Origin of the sequence: Vreelandella alkaliphila, assembly GCF_016107625.1 — a bacterium.
Classification (GTDB): Bacteria; Pseudomonadota; Gammaproteobacteria; order Pseudomonadales; family Halomonadaceae; genus Vreelandella; species Vreelandella alkaliphila.
In genome coordinates, this window is sequence record NZ_JABASV010000017.1 from 1 (window position 1) to 15618 (window position 15618).

The 15618-nt window shown below is 52.4% G+C and carries 19 protein-coding genes; 10 read left to right on the top strand and 9 right to left on the bottom strand.

What is annotated here, in order from left to right:
- A partial coding sequence (locus JFC11_RS17560; protein WP_198350169.1) for a hypothetical protein occupies positions 1–224 on the top strand: 224 nt, incomplete at its 5' end.
- Between the two features lie 21 nt (positions 225–245).
- Here JFC11_RS17560 and trpC read toward each other — a convergent pair.
- The 3 genes from trpC to JFC11_RS17575 are packed head-to-tail and all read right to left on the bottom strand — an operon-like array spanning position 246 to position 2719.
- Positions 246–1049 (bottom strand): indole-3-glycerol phosphate synthase TrpC, encoded by an 804-nt coding sequence (gene trpC, locus JFC11_RS17565; protein WP_198350170.1) that lies wholly within the window; start codon positions 1047–1049, stop codon positions 246–248.
- Positions 1050–1057: 8 nt separating this feature from the next.
- Positions 1058–2077 carry an anthranilate phosphoribosyltransferase gene (gene trpD, locus JFC11_RS17570; protein WP_038482819.1) on the bottom strand — a complete coding sequence of 340 codons (1020 nt, stop codon included), beginning with the start codon at positions 2075–2077 and terminating at the stop codon, positions 1058–1060.
- Between the two features lie 36 nt (positions 2078–2113).
- Positions 2114–2719 carry an anthranilate synthase component II gene (locus JFC11_RS17575; protein ID WP_038482817.1) on the bottom strand — a complete coding sequence of 202 codons (606 nt, stop codon included), beginning with the start codon at positions 2717–2719 and terminating at the stop codon, positions 2114–2116.
- Positions 2720–3027: 308 nt separating this feature from the next.
- Here JFC11_RS17575 and JFC11_RS17580 point away from each other — a divergent pair, with 308 nt between their 5' ends.
- Entirely contained in the window at positions 3028–3945 is a 918-nt protein-coding gene (locus tag JFC11_RS17580) for a metal ABC transporter solute-binding protein, Zn/Mn family (protein WP_198350171.1), read from the top strand.
- 25 nt (positions 3946–3970) lie between these two features.
- Here the strand turns inward: JFC11_RS17580 and JFC11_RS17585 are convergent, their stop codons facing one another.
- Positions 3971–4639: a phosphoglycolate phosphatase gene (locus JFC11_RS17585; RefSeq protein WP_198350172.1), complete on the bottom strand. Its 669-nt coding sequence runs from the start codon at positions 4637–4639 to the stop codon at positions 3971–3973.
- A 152-nt stretch (positions 4640–4791) separates the two neighbouring features.
- Here JFC11_RS17585 and JFC11_RS17590 point away from each other — a divergent pair, with 152 nt between their 5' ends.
- A complete protein-coding gene (locus JFC11_RS17590; RefSeq protein ID WP_198350173.1) occupies positions 4792–6090 on the top strand; it encodes an NAD(P)/FAD-dependent oxidoreductase in 1299 nt (432 codons plus the stop codon).
- A gap of 9 nt (positions 6091–6099) precedes the next feature.
- On the opposite strand, the gene rpe is transcribed toward JFC11_RS17590, so the two are convergent.
- On the bottom strand, positions 6100–6801 hold the full coding sequence (gene rpe / locus JFC11_RS17595; protein ID WP_198350174.1) for a ribulose-phosphate 3-epimerase: 702 nt from the start codon (positions 6799–6801) through the stop codon (positions 6100–6102).
- Positions 6802–7021: 220 nt separating this feature from the next.
- On the opposite strand from rpe, the gene cysP reads away from it, so the two are divergent.
- The 4 genes from cysP to JFC11_RS17615 are packed head-to-tail and all read left to right on the top strand — an operon-like array spanning position 7022 to position 10841.
- The gene (gene cysP, locus JFC11_RS17600; RefSeq protein ID WP_198350175.1) at positions 7022–8059 is read left to right on the top strand and encodes a thiosulfate ABC transporter substrate-binding protein CysP; all 1038 of its coding nucleotides are present in this window, start codon (positions 7022–7024) and stop codon (positions 8057–8059) included.
- A gap of 9 nt (positions 8060–8068) precedes the next feature.
- On the top strand, positions 8069–8923 hold the full coding sequence (gene cysT / locus JFC11_RS17605; protein ID WP_095602286.1) for a sulfate ABC transporter permease subunit CysT: 855 nt from the start codon (positions 8069–8071) through the stop codon (positions 8921–8923).
- The gene (cysW, locus tag JFC11_RS17610; RefSeq protein WP_038482796.1) at positions 8923–9750 is read left to right on the top strand and encodes a sulfate ABC transporter permease subunit CysW; all 828 of its coding nucleotides are present in this window, start codon (positions 8923–8925) and stop codon (positions 9748–9750) included. Before cysT ends, cysW begins: the two co-directional genes overlap by 1 nt.
- Positions 9747–10841, top strand: coding sequence for a sulfate/molybdate ABC transporter ATP-binding protein (locus JFC11_RS17615; RefSeq protein WP_120385449.1), 1095 nt, complete (start codon positions 9747–9749; stop codon positions 10839–10841). The genes cysW and JFC11_RS17615 overlap by 4 nt, the downstream gene beginning before the upstream one ends.
- Before the next feature lie 133 nt (positions 10842–10974).
- Here the strand turns inward: JFC11_RS17615 and JFC11_RS17620 are convergent, their stop codons facing one another.
- The gene (locus JFC11_RS17620; RefSeq protein ID WP_038482790.1) at positions 10975–11589 is read right to left on the bottom strand and encodes an alpha-ketoglutarate-dependent dioxygenase AlkB family protein; all 615 of its coding nucleotides are present in this window, start codon (positions 11587–11589) and stop codon (positions 10975–10977) included.
- 24 nt (positions 11590–11613) lie between these two features.
- Here JFC11_RS17620 and JFC11_RS19130 point away from each other — a divergent pair, with 24 nt between their 5' ends.
- On the top strand, positions 11614–11748 hold the full coding sequence (locus JFC11_RS19130) for a hypothetical protein (protein ID WP_267900573.1): 135 nt from the start codon (positions 11614–11616) through the stop codon (positions 11746–11748).
- A 26-nt stretch (positions 11749–11774) separates the two neighbouring features.
- Positions 11775–12368, top strand: coding sequence for a YajG family lipoprotein (locus JFC11_RS17625; RefSeq protein ID WP_095602290.1), 594 nt, complete (start codon positions 11775–11777; stop codon positions 12366–12368).
- A 55-nt stretch (positions 12369–12423) separates the two neighbouring features.
- On the opposite strand, the gene JFC11_RS17630 is transcribed toward JFC11_RS17625, so the two are convergent.
- The 3 genes from JFC11_RS17630 to JFC11_RS17640 all read right to left on the bottom strand — a co-directional run bounded on the left by JFC11_RS17630 (position 12424) and on the right by JFC11_RS17640 (position 14160).
- The gene (locus JFC11_RS17630; RefSeq protein ID WP_038482783.1) at positions 12424–13056 is read right to left on the bottom strand and encodes a thiopurine S-methyltransferase; all 633 of its coding nucleotides are present in this window, start codon (positions 13054–13056) and stop codon (positions 12424–12426) included.
- A 54-nt stretch (positions 13057–13110) separates the two neighbouring features.
- On the bottom strand, positions 13111–13746 hold the full coding sequence (locus JFC11_RS17635) for a TIGR04211 family SH3 domain-containing protein (RefSeq protein WP_038482780.1): 636 nt from the start codon (positions 13744–13746) through the stop codon (positions 13111–13113).
- A gap of 84 nt (positions 13747–13830) precedes the next feature.
- The gene (locus tag JFC11_RS17640; RefSeq protein ID WP_009100748.1) at positions 13831–14160 is read right to left on the bottom strand and encodes a DUF1820 family protein; all 330 of its coding nucleotides are present in this window, start codon (positions 14158–14160) and stop codon (positions 13831–13833) included.
- A 213-nt stretch (positions 14161–14373) separates the two neighbouring features.
- Here JFC11_RS17640 and JFC11_RS17645 point away from each other — a divergent pair, with 213 nt between their 5' ends.
- Positions 14374–15597 carry an ATP-grasp domain-containing protein gene (locus JFC11_RS17645; RefSeq protein ID WP_198350176.1) on the top strand — a complete coding sequence of 408 codons (1224 nt, stop codon included), beginning with the start codon at positions 14374–14376 and terminating at the stop codon, positions 15595–15597.
- Positions 15598–15618 lie beyond the last annotated feature (21 nt).

The following is a 15618-nucleotide window of genomic DNA, read 5'->3' on the forward strand; positions in this document are numbered from 1 at the left end:
GCTGCTGCGGTATGTCCGGCACCTACGGCCATGAAACCCGTAATGTCGCAACCTCGAAAACCATTTATGCCCAATCCTGGCAGCCCCAGGTGGAAGCCGACGAAAACACGGGCAAGCTGCTCGCCACCGGCTACTCCTGCCGTAGCCAGGTGAAACGCTACTCAGCGCAAACTTTGCACCACCCGCTTCAGGCGCTACTTACGTGCCTCAAGCGGGCAAGTTAATCAACGTTTTAACACCCTCGATTAAAAGAACAGCTGCTTGAGGGCTTGGCCAGGGTCCTCTTCACGCATAAAGGCTTCACCAACCAAGAAACCGTTCACCTCATGGTCGCGCATTAGCTCCACGTCATCGCGGGTGTGGATTCCGGATTCAGTGATGACCGTGACGCCTTCAGGAATGCGCGGCAGCAGGTCTAATGTGGTGTTCAGGCTAGTCTCGAAGGTATGCAAATTACGGTTGTTGATGCCCACCAGTTTTAGATCCAGCGCTAGAGCACGCTCTAACTCAACAGCGTCATGCACTTCTACCAGTACATCCATGCCTAACGCATTGGCTTGTTGGTGCAGATCGCGCAGTTGGGTGTCGTCTAGGGCAGCGACAATCAGCAAGATGCAGTCTGCACCGATGGCACGCGCCTCGGTTACCTGATAGCTATGGGTAATAAAATCTTTACGAATAACGGGAAGGTCACTGGCATCGCGGGCAGCGATCAGAAAGTCTTCATGCCCCTGGAAGAAATCGGCATCCGTCAATACCGACAAACAGGCTGCGCCGCCCTCTGCATAACGTTTGGCAATGTCGTCAGGATGAAAATCCTCGCGCATCACGCCCTTGGAAGGCGAAGCTTTTTTCACCTCAGCGATAACCGCTGCGTCACCAGCGGCAATACGCGCATTCAGTGCAGCAATAAAGCCACGGGGGGCGCTTTGTTTGTCAGCCAACGCCAGCAGATCTGCTTCAGAAACCGCCTGTCGGCGCTCGGCTACCTCTTCGTCTTTACGAGCCAAAATACGCGTTAAAATTGTTGGCGTTGCCTGATCAGTCATTAGATTTTTTACCTTTTAAAGACGCTAGTGAAGTGTGAAAGCTCTCGAAGCTTCTCTAGCGGTAACTTTGAGGCCTGCGCATCCTGGGCCACCATCACCCCTTCTTTTAAGCTGTCGGCCACACCAGAGCAGTAAAGTGCGGCACCCGCATTAAGGGCCACTATATCTGCCGCCGCACCCTCGCCACTCAATGCGGCTTTTACCAGTCGTAAGCTGTCTTCAGCGCTGGCTGCTTTAAGCGTAGCTAAGCTTTGTCGCTCAATACCCAACTCTTCTGGAGTGATGGTGTACTCAGTAATTTCGCCATCTTTTAGTTCAGCTACGCGCGTGGGTGCTGCCAAGGAAATTTCATCCAAGCCATCTTCAGAGCACACCACTAACACGTGGCGACTGCCGAGCTTGCGCAGCACTTCAGCCATCAACGGCACTAGCTCCGGCGAGTAAACCCCCAGCACCTGGTTAAGTGCACTTGCGGGGTTAGTCAACGGGCCAAGGATGTTAAACAGCGTGCGCACGCCCATCTCCCGACGCGGCCCAATAGCGTAGCGCATAGCCGGGTGATGATTGGGGGCAAACATAAAGCCCACGCCAACCTGTTCGATACAGCGTGCTACCTGTTCAGGCTTAAGATCAAGGTAAATGCCAGCGATATCAAAAAGGTCTGCACTGCCCGACGAAGAAGAGACGCTGCGGTTACCATGCTTGGCGACATGAGCGCCCCCAGCAGCCGCAACAAAGCTAGCCGCCGTAGAAACATTAAACAGATTTGCACCATCACCACCGGTGCCGACAATATCCACTACGTTATCGGTGTGCAGTTCAACACGCTTCATGAGTTCGCGCATAACCTGTGCCGCCGCGCTAATTTCCTCGGCGCTCTCGCCTTTCATGGCAAGTCCCACTAGCAGGCCACCAATTTGCGCATCGGAGGCTTCGCCGGTCATGATCTGGCGCATTAGCGCGTGCATCGCATTGAAAGAGAGGTCTTCGCGGCGCATCACCGCGTTAATTGCATCTCGCATTTGCATGAACAGAAAAGCCCCTAAAGCGTATAAATTTGGCAATCAGCCGCGTTTTAAAAAGTTAGCCAATAGCGCATGGCCTTGGCGCGTGAGTATTGACTCAGGGTGAAACTGTACCCCTTCAACATCCAGGCTGCGATGACGAAAGCCCATTATCAGCCCTGGCGTAACGTCATCGTCTGCGGTCCAGGCAGTGATTTCAAAACACTCCGGTAAGCTTGTTTTGTCTACCACGAGTGAATGATAACGGGTCACTTCTAACGGGTTTTCAAGCCCGCTAAAAACACCCTGCCCACTATGTACAACGGCAGATGTTTTACCATGCATCACCTGGGGCGCTCGCACCACTTTACCACCGTAGACTTGTCCAATCGCCTGATGCCCAAGACAAACCCCCAAAATAGGCAGTTTACCCGCAAAGTGGTCAATCGCCGCCAACGATATGCCCGCCTCATTAGGGGTACACGGCCCCGGTGAAATGACTAGATGAGTAGGCGCTAAGGCGTCAATCTGTTCAAGGGTAAGCTCATCGTTGCGATAGGTCATGACCTCGGCACCCAGCTCACCCAGGTACTGGACGATATTGAATGTGAAGCTGTCGTAGTTATCGATCATCAATACACGTTGCACTACCTGCACTTGCGCCATCGCCGCAGCTACTCCATCACATTAATCAAACCCCTTGGTAGGGATGATACCCCAACCCAAGCACCACTTGCAGGGCCAAGGGTCGGCTAAGACATTCGCACTTCTAATACTCGGGTAATTTTCAGTGAGGAACAAACGCTGAGTTTATCAGTAAATTGTGAGGAGCTTTTCAAGGTAATCAAAAACCCTGAAAGCGACTGGCTAGCCCTTCCTGCTAGGTTTAAACAATTTGACAGCATAACGAAACTGGCAACAGGCCTTGACTGTCTTTATCATCTGCCGACTTTTTAATGCGTTAGGAGCGTGGCATGGACAATCGAGCACCCTGGATAATAACGCTCGTATTGATGACGACTGTCAGCAGCACTCACGCGCTGGGAGACACCTCGTTTAACGTCATCGCTTCGTTTTCAGTCATTAAAGATTTAGTGAAGCGTGTCGCGGGCGACAGCATCAGCATTACCACTATTGTGCCTACGGGTGAAGATGTGCACCGCTGGGAGCTTCAACCGCCAAATGCCCTGGCTGTCGAGGAAGCTGACATTGTTTTCTACAACGGGTATGGGTTAGAGCCATGGATACGGCATATTGAAGCCATGGCAGACGACACACTAACGCTGACAGCGCTTGCAGAAAGCGCCGACTATGTGCCGCTAGCGATTCCGGTTGGCCAATATAAAGACAGCGCTGATCCGCACATGTGGATGGACCCCAAAGGGGCAGCCGCTTATGTTGATGTGATAGAAAAAACGCTTATCGAACGCTATCCCGAGCAGGCTGATGCATTTGCCTCGCGTGCCGCTGAAACTCGTGAAGCACTGGCGCTGTTAGATCATCAACTCAGGGAGCGCTTGGAAGGCATTCCGCAAACGAATCGCATGCTCACTACCAGCGAAGCCTCCATGGCCTACTTTGCCCGTGCTTACGATTTTGAGTACGCAGCCATTTGGGGGATTGGCAGTGAGACAATTGGTAGCGCGCAGGCGATGGAAGCAATGAGCATGCACCTTTCACAAAAACGCCCGCCTGCACTGTTCTATGAAAGCACCTCACCCTATATCCACATGGATGCGCATGCCCGAGAAACGGAGCTTTCGCTGGCAGGGCCTTTATACGTAGATACCTTGAGCGATGCCGACGGCTCCGCCTATAACTACCCTGCTATGCTGCGCCATAACGCTGAATTAATGCATGAATACCTAGGCGGCGCACGGGCAGAGAAGTAGCCCTAGCACAACAACATCGGCTGTTTTACTCCGTCAACGCCAGCAATGAGCTAATGATCAAATCAGGCTGGCTATGCTCAATTGGCTCGCCGTGGTTATAGCCGTAAGGTAACGCCACGGTAGTAAAGCCAGCAGCTTTGCCTGCGGTGATATCGTGGCGTGAATCGCCTACCATGACACTTGCCGAAGGAGGGATATCCAGCTGCTGAGCCACATGAAGTAGCGGCAGCGGGCTGGGTTTTTTCTCGGCAAGCGTGTCGCCGCCAATGCAATGTGTAAAGAGCGTTAGCAGATCAAAGTGGCTCAGAATTGGCGCAATAAAGCGCTCAGGCTTGTTGGTAATCAGCACCAGCGGATAGCCCGCCTTATGCAAATCATGCAGCGCTGTTCGCACGCCTGGGTAGAGCCGGGTTAGCGCATTGGGGGCAGCACCGTAATGGCGCATAAAAGCTTCATAGGCGGTGGTTTGCAATACCTGCCCTGGCGCATCAGCGAGCGCCCAGGTTAGTGCTCTTTCAATAAGTACCTGTGCACCATTACCCACCCAGTCACGCACAAACTCTTCGCTGGGCGCAGGTAGCCCAACATCGCTGAGCGAGCGCTGAACCGCTATCGCTAGATCCGGGACCGAATCAATCAAAGTGCCATCTAAATCAAATGCAATTAACCGTTTACCCTGCAAAATGGCATGCACGCTTTTTCTCCCTACTCTACACAAAAATATTTTTCAAAAAATGGCCGTTAGTAAATGTAATCGCAGCTGATTCTTTTATCCTACCGACTTAGCACGTCGCCAACCACGCCCGAAAGCTCTATGCTGTGACCATATTAGCCGAGGAGAAAGTAATGACCATCCCCCGAATTGTGATTGTCGGCGGTGGCGCTGGCGGGCTTGCTCTAGCAACACGCTTAGGACGTACGCTAGGCAAAAAAAAGCGTGCCGAGATTGTCCTGCTAGATCGCAATGCCACCCATGTATGGAAACCGCTTTTACACGAACTCGCGACCGGAGTATTGAACTCCAGCATGGATGAAGTGGATTACCGCGGCCACTCTTCCGCGCACCATTACCGCTACCAACGCGGCTCTTTAAATGGCCTTGATCGCGAACAAAAAGTCATTCACCTAGCACCAATCAAAGATGAAGACGGCGTCGAAGTCCTTCCCTCTCGAAAACTAACTTACGATTATTTAGTAATAGCGCTCGGCAGTATTTCCAATGATTTTGGAACAGCGGGCGTTGCAGAACACTGCCACTTTATTGATTCGCCTCAGCAGGCCAAAGCGTTTCAGCGCGATATGATCAATACCTTTTTGCGTTATACCGATCCAACGCTGCGCCAAAACGCCGAACTGACCATTGGCATAGTGGGCGGCGGCGCAACGGGCGTAGAGCTTTCTGCAGAGCTTTTAGATGCTTCGCGCTTACTTAACGCCTACGGCGTAACCGCTGTTGACCACCAAACGATTAGCGTACACCTCATCGAAGCGGCCCCCCGACTGCTGCCCGGCTTGTCAGAGCGTATTAGCGAAACAGTGCAGCAAGAACTGGAAAGTATGGGTGTCACCGTTCACGTCGGTACCGCTATTCAAGAAGCTCAGCAGTATCAATTGGTAACCGGCGATGGCGAGGTTATCGAAACGGATCTGAACGTGTGGGCAGCGGGCATCAAAGCACCGCCATTTTTGGCTGAATTAGACCTAACCACTAATAAGAAAAATCAAATTAACGTCCACCAAACGCTGCAGAGCGTTGATGACCCTTATATTTTTGCCATCGGTGACTGTGCCGACTGCCCTCAGGGCGAAGGCAGCTCCGTGCCACCCCGGGCACAGGCTGCTCATCAACAGGCAACGTTACTCGCCAAAAACCTGATGCACTGCCTGGATAGCAAACCACTGCAAAGCTTTACTTATCGTGACCACGGTTCGCTGGTGTCGCTCGCCCGCTACGATGCTGTAGGAAACTTGATGCGCAGCTCCGCGTCTCGTGGGCTATTTCTAGAGGGTTGGTTAGCGCGCCAAGCCTACGCTTCACTTTATCGAATGCATCAGCTATCTATTCATGGCGCGCCCAAAACGGGACTCGCATGGCTGGTTGATAAGCTAAACCGCTACTTAAAGCCCCGCATGAAATTGCATTAAGCTATTCGCTTAGCCGTTATCCTTTGCCAACTCGGCGCGCATTTGCTGGATAACGCTATCGTAACCGTGCGGGTCGCTTGACTGGTGAGCGTTAAAAATAGCTGAACCAGCGACGAAGGTGTCGGCACCCGCAGCGGCGATATCGGCAATGTTATCTACCTTAACGCCACCGTCGATTTCTAAGCGGATCGGACGACCTGAAGCATCGATACGTGCCCGGGCCTCACGCAATTTATCCAGCGTGCCGGGAATGAATGACTGACCGCCAAAGCCCGGGTTAACGCTCATCAACAGCACCATATCAATTTTGTCCATGACATAATCGAGATACGAAAGCGGTGTTGCCGGATTAAATACCAGCCCTGCTTTACAGCCGCTATCGCGTATTAGCTGTAGCGAGCGATCAACATGCTCCGAAGCTTCCGGGTGAAACGTAATGTAACTCGCCCCAGCCTCACTAAAATCGCCGATCATACGATCCACGGGTTTAACCATTAGATGGACGTCTATAGGCGCCGTCACGCCGTGCTGGCGCAGAGCTTTGCAGACCATCGGCCCAATCGTCAGGTTCGGCACATAGTGATTATCCATGACATCGAAATGGACAATATCGGCTCCGGAGGCCAACACATTGTCGACCTCTTCACCAAGACGCGCGAAATTAGCGGAAAGAATCGAAGGGGCAATCAGGAAGTCCTGCTCAGCGCTCATAGTGCATTCCTAGGTTAACAGGGGAAAAGGAAGGCCCCTATCTTACCAGAGCCACCTAAGAAGCCCCATCTCCCTGCCGTTAAAGCTCAGCCAGCAATGAATGCATATCTTTAAATACATATTTCCAAATAGAATATAAAACATAATTGTAATTCCACAATCACAGGTTTAACCTTATCCTCATTGCGATTAAATCGCCCCCAGATGTAAGGAGCCTGTAATGACGCGATCTACTTTTTTCCGTACTGGCCTGCGCCGCAGCCTGATAGCTACCGCTGTTGGCGCTACTGTGGCTGCCACAGCTGTTTCAAACACGGCGATGGCGCAAGAGCGCGAGTTACTGAACTCCTCTTACGATATTGCCCGTGAACTGTTTTCGGCTATCAACCCGGAATTCCAAGCGTGGTGGCAAGAAGAGTACGGTGAAGAGATTGCCATTAGCCAATCCCACGGCGGCTCTTCAGCGCAAGCGCGCGCGATTATGCAAGGAATGCGTGCGGATGTCGTTACCTTTAACCAAGTAACGGATGTTCAAGTACTTGCGGATGCGGGCCTAGTGGCCGAAGACTGGCAAGACGCATTCGACAATAATGCATCCCCTTACTACTCCACTACGGCGTTTTTGGTGCGTAAAGGCAACCCGAAAGGTATTGAGAGCTGGGATGACTTGGTGAAAGAAGACGTACAAATGGTCTTCCCTAACCCTAAAACATCCGGCAACGGCCGTTATACCTATCTAGCGGCTTGGGGCTTTGCGGAAAATGAGTTCGACGGTGATGAAGAAAAGATTCAAGACTTCATGCGCACCTTCCTGCGCAATGTTGCGGTGTTTGATACCGGCGGCCGTGGTGCCACCACGAGCTTTATCGAACGCGGCATTGGCGACGTATTGATCAGCTTTGAATCAGAAGTAAACAACATCCGTGGCGAATACGGCAGCGACGACTACGAGGTCATCGTGCCGCCGGTCAGCATTCTGGCAGAGTTCCCCGTTGCGGTGGTGGGTGAAAATGCTGAGCGCAATGGCAACAGCGACCTTGCCCAGAGCTACCTTGAGTATCTCTACCGTGAAGACACCCAGCGCTTGCTGGCGGGCTTTAACTATCGCGTTCACGATGAAACGGTTGTGGCCGAATTTGCCGATCAATTCCCCGATACCGAACTTCTTGAAGTTGAAGATGTGTTTGGTAGCTGGGAAGAAGCAATGGAAAACCACTTTGAAGGCGGCGCCCTACTTGATCAACTGCAACGTCGTTAACGGAACCCCATGAGCCAGCTAGCATTATGGCGGTCCGGCAGCGCACGCGTGCTGCCGGGTTTTGGCCTATCTATGGGGATCAGCGTTCTCTTCATTTCGCTGGTCCTCCTTCTCCCGATCACCGGGCTGTTTGGCCAATTGGCAGGGCTTAGCCTTGCCGAATACTGGGCCATTATTACCGAAGGCCGTGTGGTGGCCAGTTACATGGTCACCATAGGAGCAGCGGCTGTCGCGGCGCTGGTTAATGCGGTATTTGGCTTACTACTTGCCTGGGTACTGGTTCGTTATGAGTTTCCCGGCAAGCGCCTTCTAGATGCCTTAATGGATCTTCCCTTTGCGCTCCCCACAGCGGTTGCAGGTATTACCCTCGCTACGCTGTATGCGGGTAACGGCTGGATGGGCAGCTTATTAGAGCCGCTAGGATTCCAGGTAGCCTACACCTGGGTAGGTATTGCACTGGCCATGGCGTTTACCAGCATCCCGTTTGTGGTACGCACCGTACAGCCGGTGCTGGAGGATTTACCCGCAGAAGTTGATGAAGCAGCGATGTCTCTTGGCGCAACCGATGGCGTGGCGTTTCGGCGCGTGATTATGCCGCACCTGTGGCCAGCTCTCGTTACTGGCACCGGGCTAGCCTTTGTGCGCTCGTTAGGTGAGTTCGGGGCGATTATTTTTATCGCGGGTAATATGCCCTACGAAACCGAAATCACTGCGCTGATGATTTTCGTCAAACTGCAGGAGTATGACTACGCTGGTGCCTCCGCAATTGCCTCCGTCGTGCTCTTTGTGTCACTGGCCCTACTGCTGGCGATCAATATTTGGCAAGGCCGCTTTGTGCGCCGCTTGCATGGAGGAACAGGCTAATGCGCCGGATTGGTGATGCACCCGCTGTGCGGCGTTTACTGATTGGCGCCGCTCTGTTGCTGTCAGCGCTATTTTTGCTGCTACCTTTGGTGGCAATTTTTGCCCAAGCCTTCTCCCAAGGCGTGATGGTCTTTTGGGCCAACGTTAGCAATACATTCACCCTGCACGCGATTGGCCTGACGCTCGTCATTGCGTTATTAACCATACCGATTTGCCTAGTATTTGGCGTCGCCTTGGCGTGGCTGGTTACCCGCTTCAGTTTCCCGGGCCGTCGTATTTTACAAACGCTGATCGATATTCCATTTGCCGTTTCCCCCGTAGTGGCCGGGCTTATCTATCTGTTGCTATATGGCCGTAATGGTTGGATTGGCAGTTGGCTAGATACCCACGATATTCAACTGATGTTCGCTTGGCCCGGCATTTTAATGGTAACTATTTTCGTGACCTGCCCGTTTGTGGCCCGCGAACTCATTCCGCTTATGCAGGCCCAAGGTTCCCGAGAAGAAGAAGCCGCCGTGACCCTCGGCGCTGGCGGCTGGACCACCTTCCGACGTGTCACGCTACCTAACATTCGCTGGGCACTGCTCTACGGGATCATCCTCACCAACGCGCGTGCCGTGGGTGAATTTGGTGCCGTTTCGGTGGTCGCTGGGGCTATTCGCGGAAAGACCAACACCTTACCGCTGCATCTAGAGCAGCTTTATCAGGATTACAACGCGGTGGGCGCGTTTGCCAGCGCCGCGCTGCTGGCCCTTATTGCCCTGTTAACCCTTGCGGCCAAGGCAGGCCTGGAATGGCGCGCAGCGCGCCAGGAGGCATTTTTATGAGTATTCGCCTACAGAACATCTCCAAGCACTTTGCCAATACCCAAGCGCTTGAGCCGATCAATCTGGACATTCATGAAGGCGAACTAGTCGGCCTGCTTGGCCCGTCTGGCTCAGGAAAAACCACACTTTTACGTATTATTGCCGGCTTGGAGAGCGCTGACCGCTCTCCTCAACCCGGTAAAATACTGTTCGGCGACCGCGATGTAACTAACGTTCACGTTCGCGATCGCCGCATTGGATTTGTTTTCCAACACTACGCTCTCTTCCGCCATATGAGCGTGTACGACAATGTAGCCTTTGGGTTAACCGTGATGCCCAAAAAGCGCCGCCCATCCAACGGCGAGATTCGCGCCCGTGTCTTTAGGCTGCTGGAAATGGTTCAACTGCAGCATTTAGCGAACCGTTTGCCTGCCCAGCTCTCTGGCGGCCAGCAGCAACGTGTTTCGCTTGCACGCGCCCTGGCCGTTGAGCCTGACGTGCTGTTATTGGATGAACCATTTGGTGCGCTGGATGCCAAGGTGCGCCAGGACCTACGACGCTGGTTACGCCGCCTGCATGAAGAACTTAACTTTACCAGCGTGTTTGTTACCCACGATCAAGAAGAAGCGCTGGAGCTGTCTGACCGTGTAGTGGTGATGAGTAACGGACGTATCGAGCAAATTGATACGCCTGAAACGCTCTATCGTTCGCCCAAAAATCGTTTTGTATTTGAATTCCTTGGCGACGTTAACCACTTAGAAGGCAAAGTACATCAAGGCGTGCTCACCTGCGGCGACGCTCATCTCACTGTTGACTTGCCTGACGGTGACGAAGAGCTATTGCTACGCCCTCATGAAGTGCGCCTTGCCCAGCAGCCTAGTGCAGAGAGTCATCTGCCGGTGACGGTTACGGCCATTTCACCGGTAGGTGCTGAAGTGCGTGTTGAGCTGGAAGCCGACTGGCTGGCTAAGCCGTGGCTTGCAACGGTGCGCCATGCTGATTTTGAACAGCTTGAGATGCGCCGCGGACAACGCCTCTTCGTCCATCCACGGCAATGGCACCGTTTCCCCGCAACAGAGTCAAAGGTGACGGAGCAAAGCCGCGCCGCTTAGGGCATGCCAACAACGGCACAAGCACAACTGTACAAGCAGAGGGCAGCTTTAGTTCGCGACCGATTTAGAGCTGCCACCTCCTACCTTTCTTTAACTCGCGACAGATAAGTTATCAGCCTGTATCAACAGCTGGTTAGCGCATTTGCCTAAACGTTAGGCTCACCCGCGGCCCACAATCTTTCTTGGTTTTAGGCAGGCTATGTAGCCAGTTTTGCTGCGTGGCACCTTTCATCACCAACAGACTACCGTGCTCTAGATTAAGCGATAGACTCTCTCCTGTTTTTTTATGTTTAAACGAAAATCTCCTTTCGCCACCTAGGCTCAACGCTCCAATCACACCATTCTCAACCAGGTCTTTTTCAGCATCACTGTGCCAACTCATACCTTCCGCGCCTGAACTATAGAAGTTACACAAGCACGAATTAAATACTTCACCGCAGCTACTCTCCACTACCTGCTTAATCTCTTGTAAAAAACCAGGCCACACTGACGCCATCTTCGTATATCCAGAGTAGGTATAAGAGATAGGCTCATCCGCATACCAGGCTATTTTCCTCTTAGTAATGATCTCTTTTCCGTAAATAAACGCTCGATCATGCTCCCAGCTTAGTTCGCCCCGACATTTAGCTAGATATATATCGGCAGTGGCCGTCTCTAGAATTTTACCGTGATAATAGACCGCCCCATCTTGTGGAAGCAGGTTAATCAACTTCATGTCGTCGTTTTCAAACAGATCTGTGAACGTCATCGCTATGCCTATTTTGTACTCACTATGAAGACAGCAAAAAACAGCCTAACGCATTTGTTCGATATCGCTGACGGCGCTTCTCCCGACATGGCGTTGAAAGCGATGGCACAACCCACGCCACCAGGACATACCGCCAGCACACTACCCGCGTTATACTGACGTTTTAGCCATAGCGGAGGAAGACCATGCGTCGGCGCCATTTTTTACACCTCTCTGGTGCGCTGCTTACCAGCGTTTTGCTAGCAGCCTGCGCTAGCCCTCAGTACCTACAGCTAAGCCCAGAGCGCAGCGCCAGCGTGCCGCAGACAGGCTCCGGCCAGCAAGTCACCGTGATAGCTGCTGATGCCAGGGAAAGTGAAGTGATTGGAACACGCTCAGGTGGCAGTATGTCTACCGCGCAGATTACCGTGAGCAGTCATGAGCTCATTCCGCAGTTGCAAGCCGAAGCAGAACGCGCTGTACGCGATATGGGGTTCACTCCTACTCGCGATGCTGCCCAAGGCCGCCCGAGCATTACTCTTGAACTTGCAAGCCTTAACTATGCCAGAGGTAACAGCGGACAGCCGCTAGTCGGCGAAGCGCGTATTGAAGGGGTTTTTCGGGCAATCGCCCAGAATAAAGGCACGACGTATACCGGCACTTACACCTCGCGACGCACCCAAGGCTATGCCATCAAGCCCGGCGAAGATGCCAATACACGCATGCTAAACGATTTGTTAAGTGATGGTTTAAATCGTGCGTTTAGTGACCCAGAGCTGGGCCGCTTACTCGCTCGCTAAACAGTTTTATCCTGATAGCTTATTCTGAGAACATCTGCCCGCTTTACGGGCAGATTTATAGGTGCGGGCCACGACGCTCCAGGACCCAAACGCTTTCGCTGCGTCCCCGCTCATCAGCCTCTCTATTCTCAACCAATTCAACACGGAAGTTGGGCATAAACAAATGCTCAATTTCACTGTTGGGCACACTGTAAGGCGGGCCGGCATTGTCTTCATCGTGAGTTAACCCCACTAATAACCCTTTAGCACCAGGCGGCACTAATTGGGCAAGGTGGAAGGCATAGCGCTCTCGAGTAGCCAGAGGCAGTGCAATTAATGAAGCTCGGTCATAAAATGCGCCCACTTCTGCTGCCTGCTTGATATGCAAGTGAAAAAAATCACCGCACCACAATTCAACGCTACCCTGGCGTGAGACATTAAAACCTGCCTGGGTATAGCGCGATACACTCGCACTGCGCTGGGCCAGAAACTGCTCTATTGCTTCAGGAGCCAACTCGATCCCCAACACGGGGTGCCCTTCATCTGCTAGCCAACGCATATCCAGGCTTTTTCCGCATAACGGCACAAGTACTTTGGCCCCAGGCGTCACATTAAGCGTAGGCCAGTACTGGACCAGCGCCGAGTGTGTATCGGACAAATGAAAGCCAATACGTCCCTCTTGCCAACGTTGGCGCCAGGGGTTTTCCATTGCGGCCACCTCGTACTCGAAATTTATACGTAACGCTTGTTTTTTAACGTCGCTTTAAAACCAGCGGTCTCTCTTTTTACGACGACGCGGCAAATGGGGAACAATCAGACCCACTAATAACCCAGCACCCGCAACCCCACCACCGTACATGAAATAGCGCATAAGCAGATCTTCTTCCTGCGTGTCTAGTCGCGCCTGTAAGGCACGCACCTGCTGGCGAGACTGCTCAGCTTCACTATCAAGCTCGTGGTTACGCGCTTCTAACTCGACGATCCGCTTTTCACGAATATCAAGTGTTTCCGCCATAGAAGAAACGCGCTGATCCCAAGTATCGTTAATACCATCTAGTTCTTGGGTAAGCTCATCGACTTGGGCTTGTAGTACGGGTAACTGTTCACGGGCGCTCGGGTCTTGCTGTAGCTCACTACTTAGCACCCACACCGTATCGCCGCTATTGCTACGTACGCGGGTATAATCGCCGCTTGTTTCAAGCACTTCGACCTGTTCACCTGCATTTAACGTTCCCACAATGCGATAACCATCGGTTGGGCCACTACGCACATACGTGCTTAACTCATCGCTTACCCAAGCTTGGTTATCAGACTGGGCAAATGCGGGGGTTCCTCCGATACTCAACAACACGCCAACGGCAGTGGCGTAACAACTACTACGAAGTTTATTTACTTGCATAACGTCATGTCCTGATTGTAAAAACGCGCGAGGCAGACGAAGCCGTCGCGCGTATCGCTCAAAGCGGTGCGCTTGTCTAGGCGCTTACCCTTCTCCACGAGGCGGCAATGGAAAGGGACGAGGAAACTCTGCGACGCGAGCATCGCTTTTAACTGCTTTCAAAGGGCCTTCACGTTCTACTTCATCAATACGCACAATGGCGTTAAGCGGCAGATAGCTGCGCTTAACACCTTCAAAGGTACGCTGTAGCTTTTCCGCCCCTGGATCAACAACAACCCGCGACGCATCGTCAAAGACAAACTCCTCGACTTCAATAAAGCCCCAGAGTTCGCTTTGAAAGATTTCTCTGACGTATAAATCCCATATTTCACCCTGCTGGTGAACCACCACACGGTAGATCGGCTTGGCCGCCATCTTGGCCTATTCCTCTTGCCACTTGAACATAATGTTAAGGAGCCTAGCCTAACATACTCAGGGGTTTGCTCTTTAATATGCCACCCTCAAAAGCGCTTATTTTTGGCTACTTTCACCTTCAGAGGCTGCTAATTAGCCGACGGAAGGCCCTATCGTGTATGGTGAAGTAAGTGGTATGGCAACTTTATTCACTCACCCACAGGAGTCACCGTCATGCAAAAGGATCCCAATAAGGGCTATATCGCCCTACTAGGTTGGAGCCTCAATGCGATCGAAGCGGCTGAGAATTTTGACCGCCGCTACATCGTGGTTGCACCCGATTGGGCCGAGGAGTACTGCCAGAAACATGACATCCCCTACGTTCCCTGGAATTTTGAGCGTCTCAATGATCGCTCCATCGAAATTGCTGAAACGCTGAAAGCAAAAGGCGTCGACGTCGCTATCCCGCTCTATGAGGAAACCGTTGAGTGGGCAGGCGCTATTAATTCAGTGCTACTCGACAATCCACGTATTTACGGGCAATCGCTGTTGCTTCGCGACAAAGCATTGATGAAGCGCCGCGCCCAGCTTGGTGGCATTCGCGTGGGTATTTTCGAAGAAGCCCACGATAAAGATGACGTAGTGCGCTTTCTTAAACGCGTTAATCAGACGCTACTCAAGTTGGATGGCGACCCCAACGACCCTATCCACCTGAAGGCGTTCGATAAGGCTGGCTGTCTTGGCCACCGCGTTATTCGCACACCGGATGAAGTCGATACTATTCCGGACGAAGAATTCCCTGTGCTGATGGAGTCTCACTTAGACGGCTGGGAATTCGCCGTAGAAGCGTGGATTCACGATGGCAAAATCGCTTTCCTGAATATTTCAGAGTACGTCACACTTGGCTACTCAGTATTTGTGCCCGCGTCTCCAGAGCTTGAAAAATACCGCGAACAGATTACGGCACAAATCGAAAAGCTGATCAAAGCGTTTGATATTGAATTCGGTCTCATTCATCCCGAGTACTTTGTCACCAGCGACGGTGAAATGTACTTTGGCGAAGTCGCTTACCGCCCACCCGGCTTTAAAGTCTTCGAACTTCTCGAGCGGGTTTACGGATTTAACGCCTATCAGGCGTCTATGCTGGTATTCGATCCTAAAAGCACAAAAGAAGAAGTCGCTGCTTTCTTTCCCAAAGAAGTGGTGGATGCAGATGGGTTTGCGGGCTGCTTTGGCGTTTATCCCCGCCGCCGGGTTGTTAGCCGCCTGGAGATTCCTGAAGAAACAGAGGATCACCCCTATTTTGAATCCCACGAGCTGACATCACCGGTTGAAGAAACCGTCACTAAACGTACGGCGTTTGGTACCCACTGGGGCTTGGTCTACTTTAAAGGCGAAGACGCACACACACTGCGTGATCTGCTTAAACGCCAAGAAGACCTCGACTTCTATGTATAATCCCTGCCTCGGCTGGGATAA

Coding starts and splice junctions, on each gene's coding strand:
- trpC (WP_198350170.1), bottom strand. CDS start 1,049: ATGACTGATCAGGCAACGCCAACAATTTTAACGCGTATTTTGGCTCGT.
- trpD (WP_038482819.1), bottom strand. CDS start 2,077: ATGCAAATGCGAGATGCAATTAACGCGGTGATGCGCCGCGAAGACCTC.
- JFC11_RS17575 (WP_038482817.1), bottom strand. CDS start 2,719: ATGGCGCAAGTGCAGGTAGTGCAACGTGTATTGATGATCGATAACTAC.
- JFC11_RS17580 (WP_198350171.1), top strand. CDS start 3,028: ATGGACAATCGAGCACCCTGGATAATAACGCTCGTATTGATGACGACT.
- JFC11_RS17590 (WP_198350173.1), top strand. CDS start 4,792: ATGACCATCCCCCGAATTGTGATTGTCGGCGGTGGCGCTGGCGGGCTT.
- rpe (WP_198350174.1), bottom strand. CDS start 6,801: ATGAGCGCTGAGCAGGACTTCCTGATTGCCCCTTCGATTCTTTCCGCT.
- cysP (WP_198350175.1), top strand. CDS start 7,022: ATGACGCGATCTACTTTTTTCCGTACTGGCCTGCGCCGCAGCCTGATA.
- cysT (WP_095602286.1), top strand. CDS start 8,069: ATGAGCCAGCTAGCATTATGGCGGTCCGGCAGCGCACGCGTGCTGCCG.
- cysW (WP_038482796.1), top strand. CDS start 8,923: ATGCGCCGGATTGGTGATGCACCCGCTGTGCGGCGTTTACTGATTGGC.
- JFC11_RS17615 (WP_120385449.1), top strand. CDS start 9,747: ATGAGTATTCGCCTACAGAACATCTCCAAGCACTTTGCCAATACCCAA.
- JFC11_RS17620 (WP_038482790.1), bottom strand. CDS start 11,589: ATGACGTTCACAGATCTGTTTGAAAACGACGACATGAAGTTGATTAAC.
- JFC11_RS19130 (WP_267900573.1), top strand. CDS start 11,614: ATGAAGACAGCAAAAAACAGCCTAACGCATTTGTTCGATATCGCTGAC.
- JFC11_RS17625 (WP_095602290.1), top strand. CDS start 11,775: ATGCGTCGGCGCCATTTTTTACACCTCTCTGGTGCGCTGCTTACCAGC.
- JFC11_RS17630 (WP_038482783.1), bottom strand. CDS start 13,056: ATGGAAAACCCCTGGCGCCAACGTTGGCAAGAGGGACGTATTGGCTTT.
- JFC11_RS17635 (WP_038482780.1), bottom strand. CDS start 13,746: ATGCAAGTAAATAAACTTCGTAGTAGTTGTTACGCCACTGCCGTTGGC.
- JFC11_RS17640 (WP_009100748.1), bottom strand. CDS start 14,160: ATGGCGGCCAAGCCGATCTACCGTGTGGTGGTTCACCAGCAGGGTGAA.
- JFC11_RS17645 (WP_198350176.1), top strand. CDS start 14,374: ATGCAAAAGGATCCCAATAAGGGCTATATCGCCCTACTAGGTTGGAGC.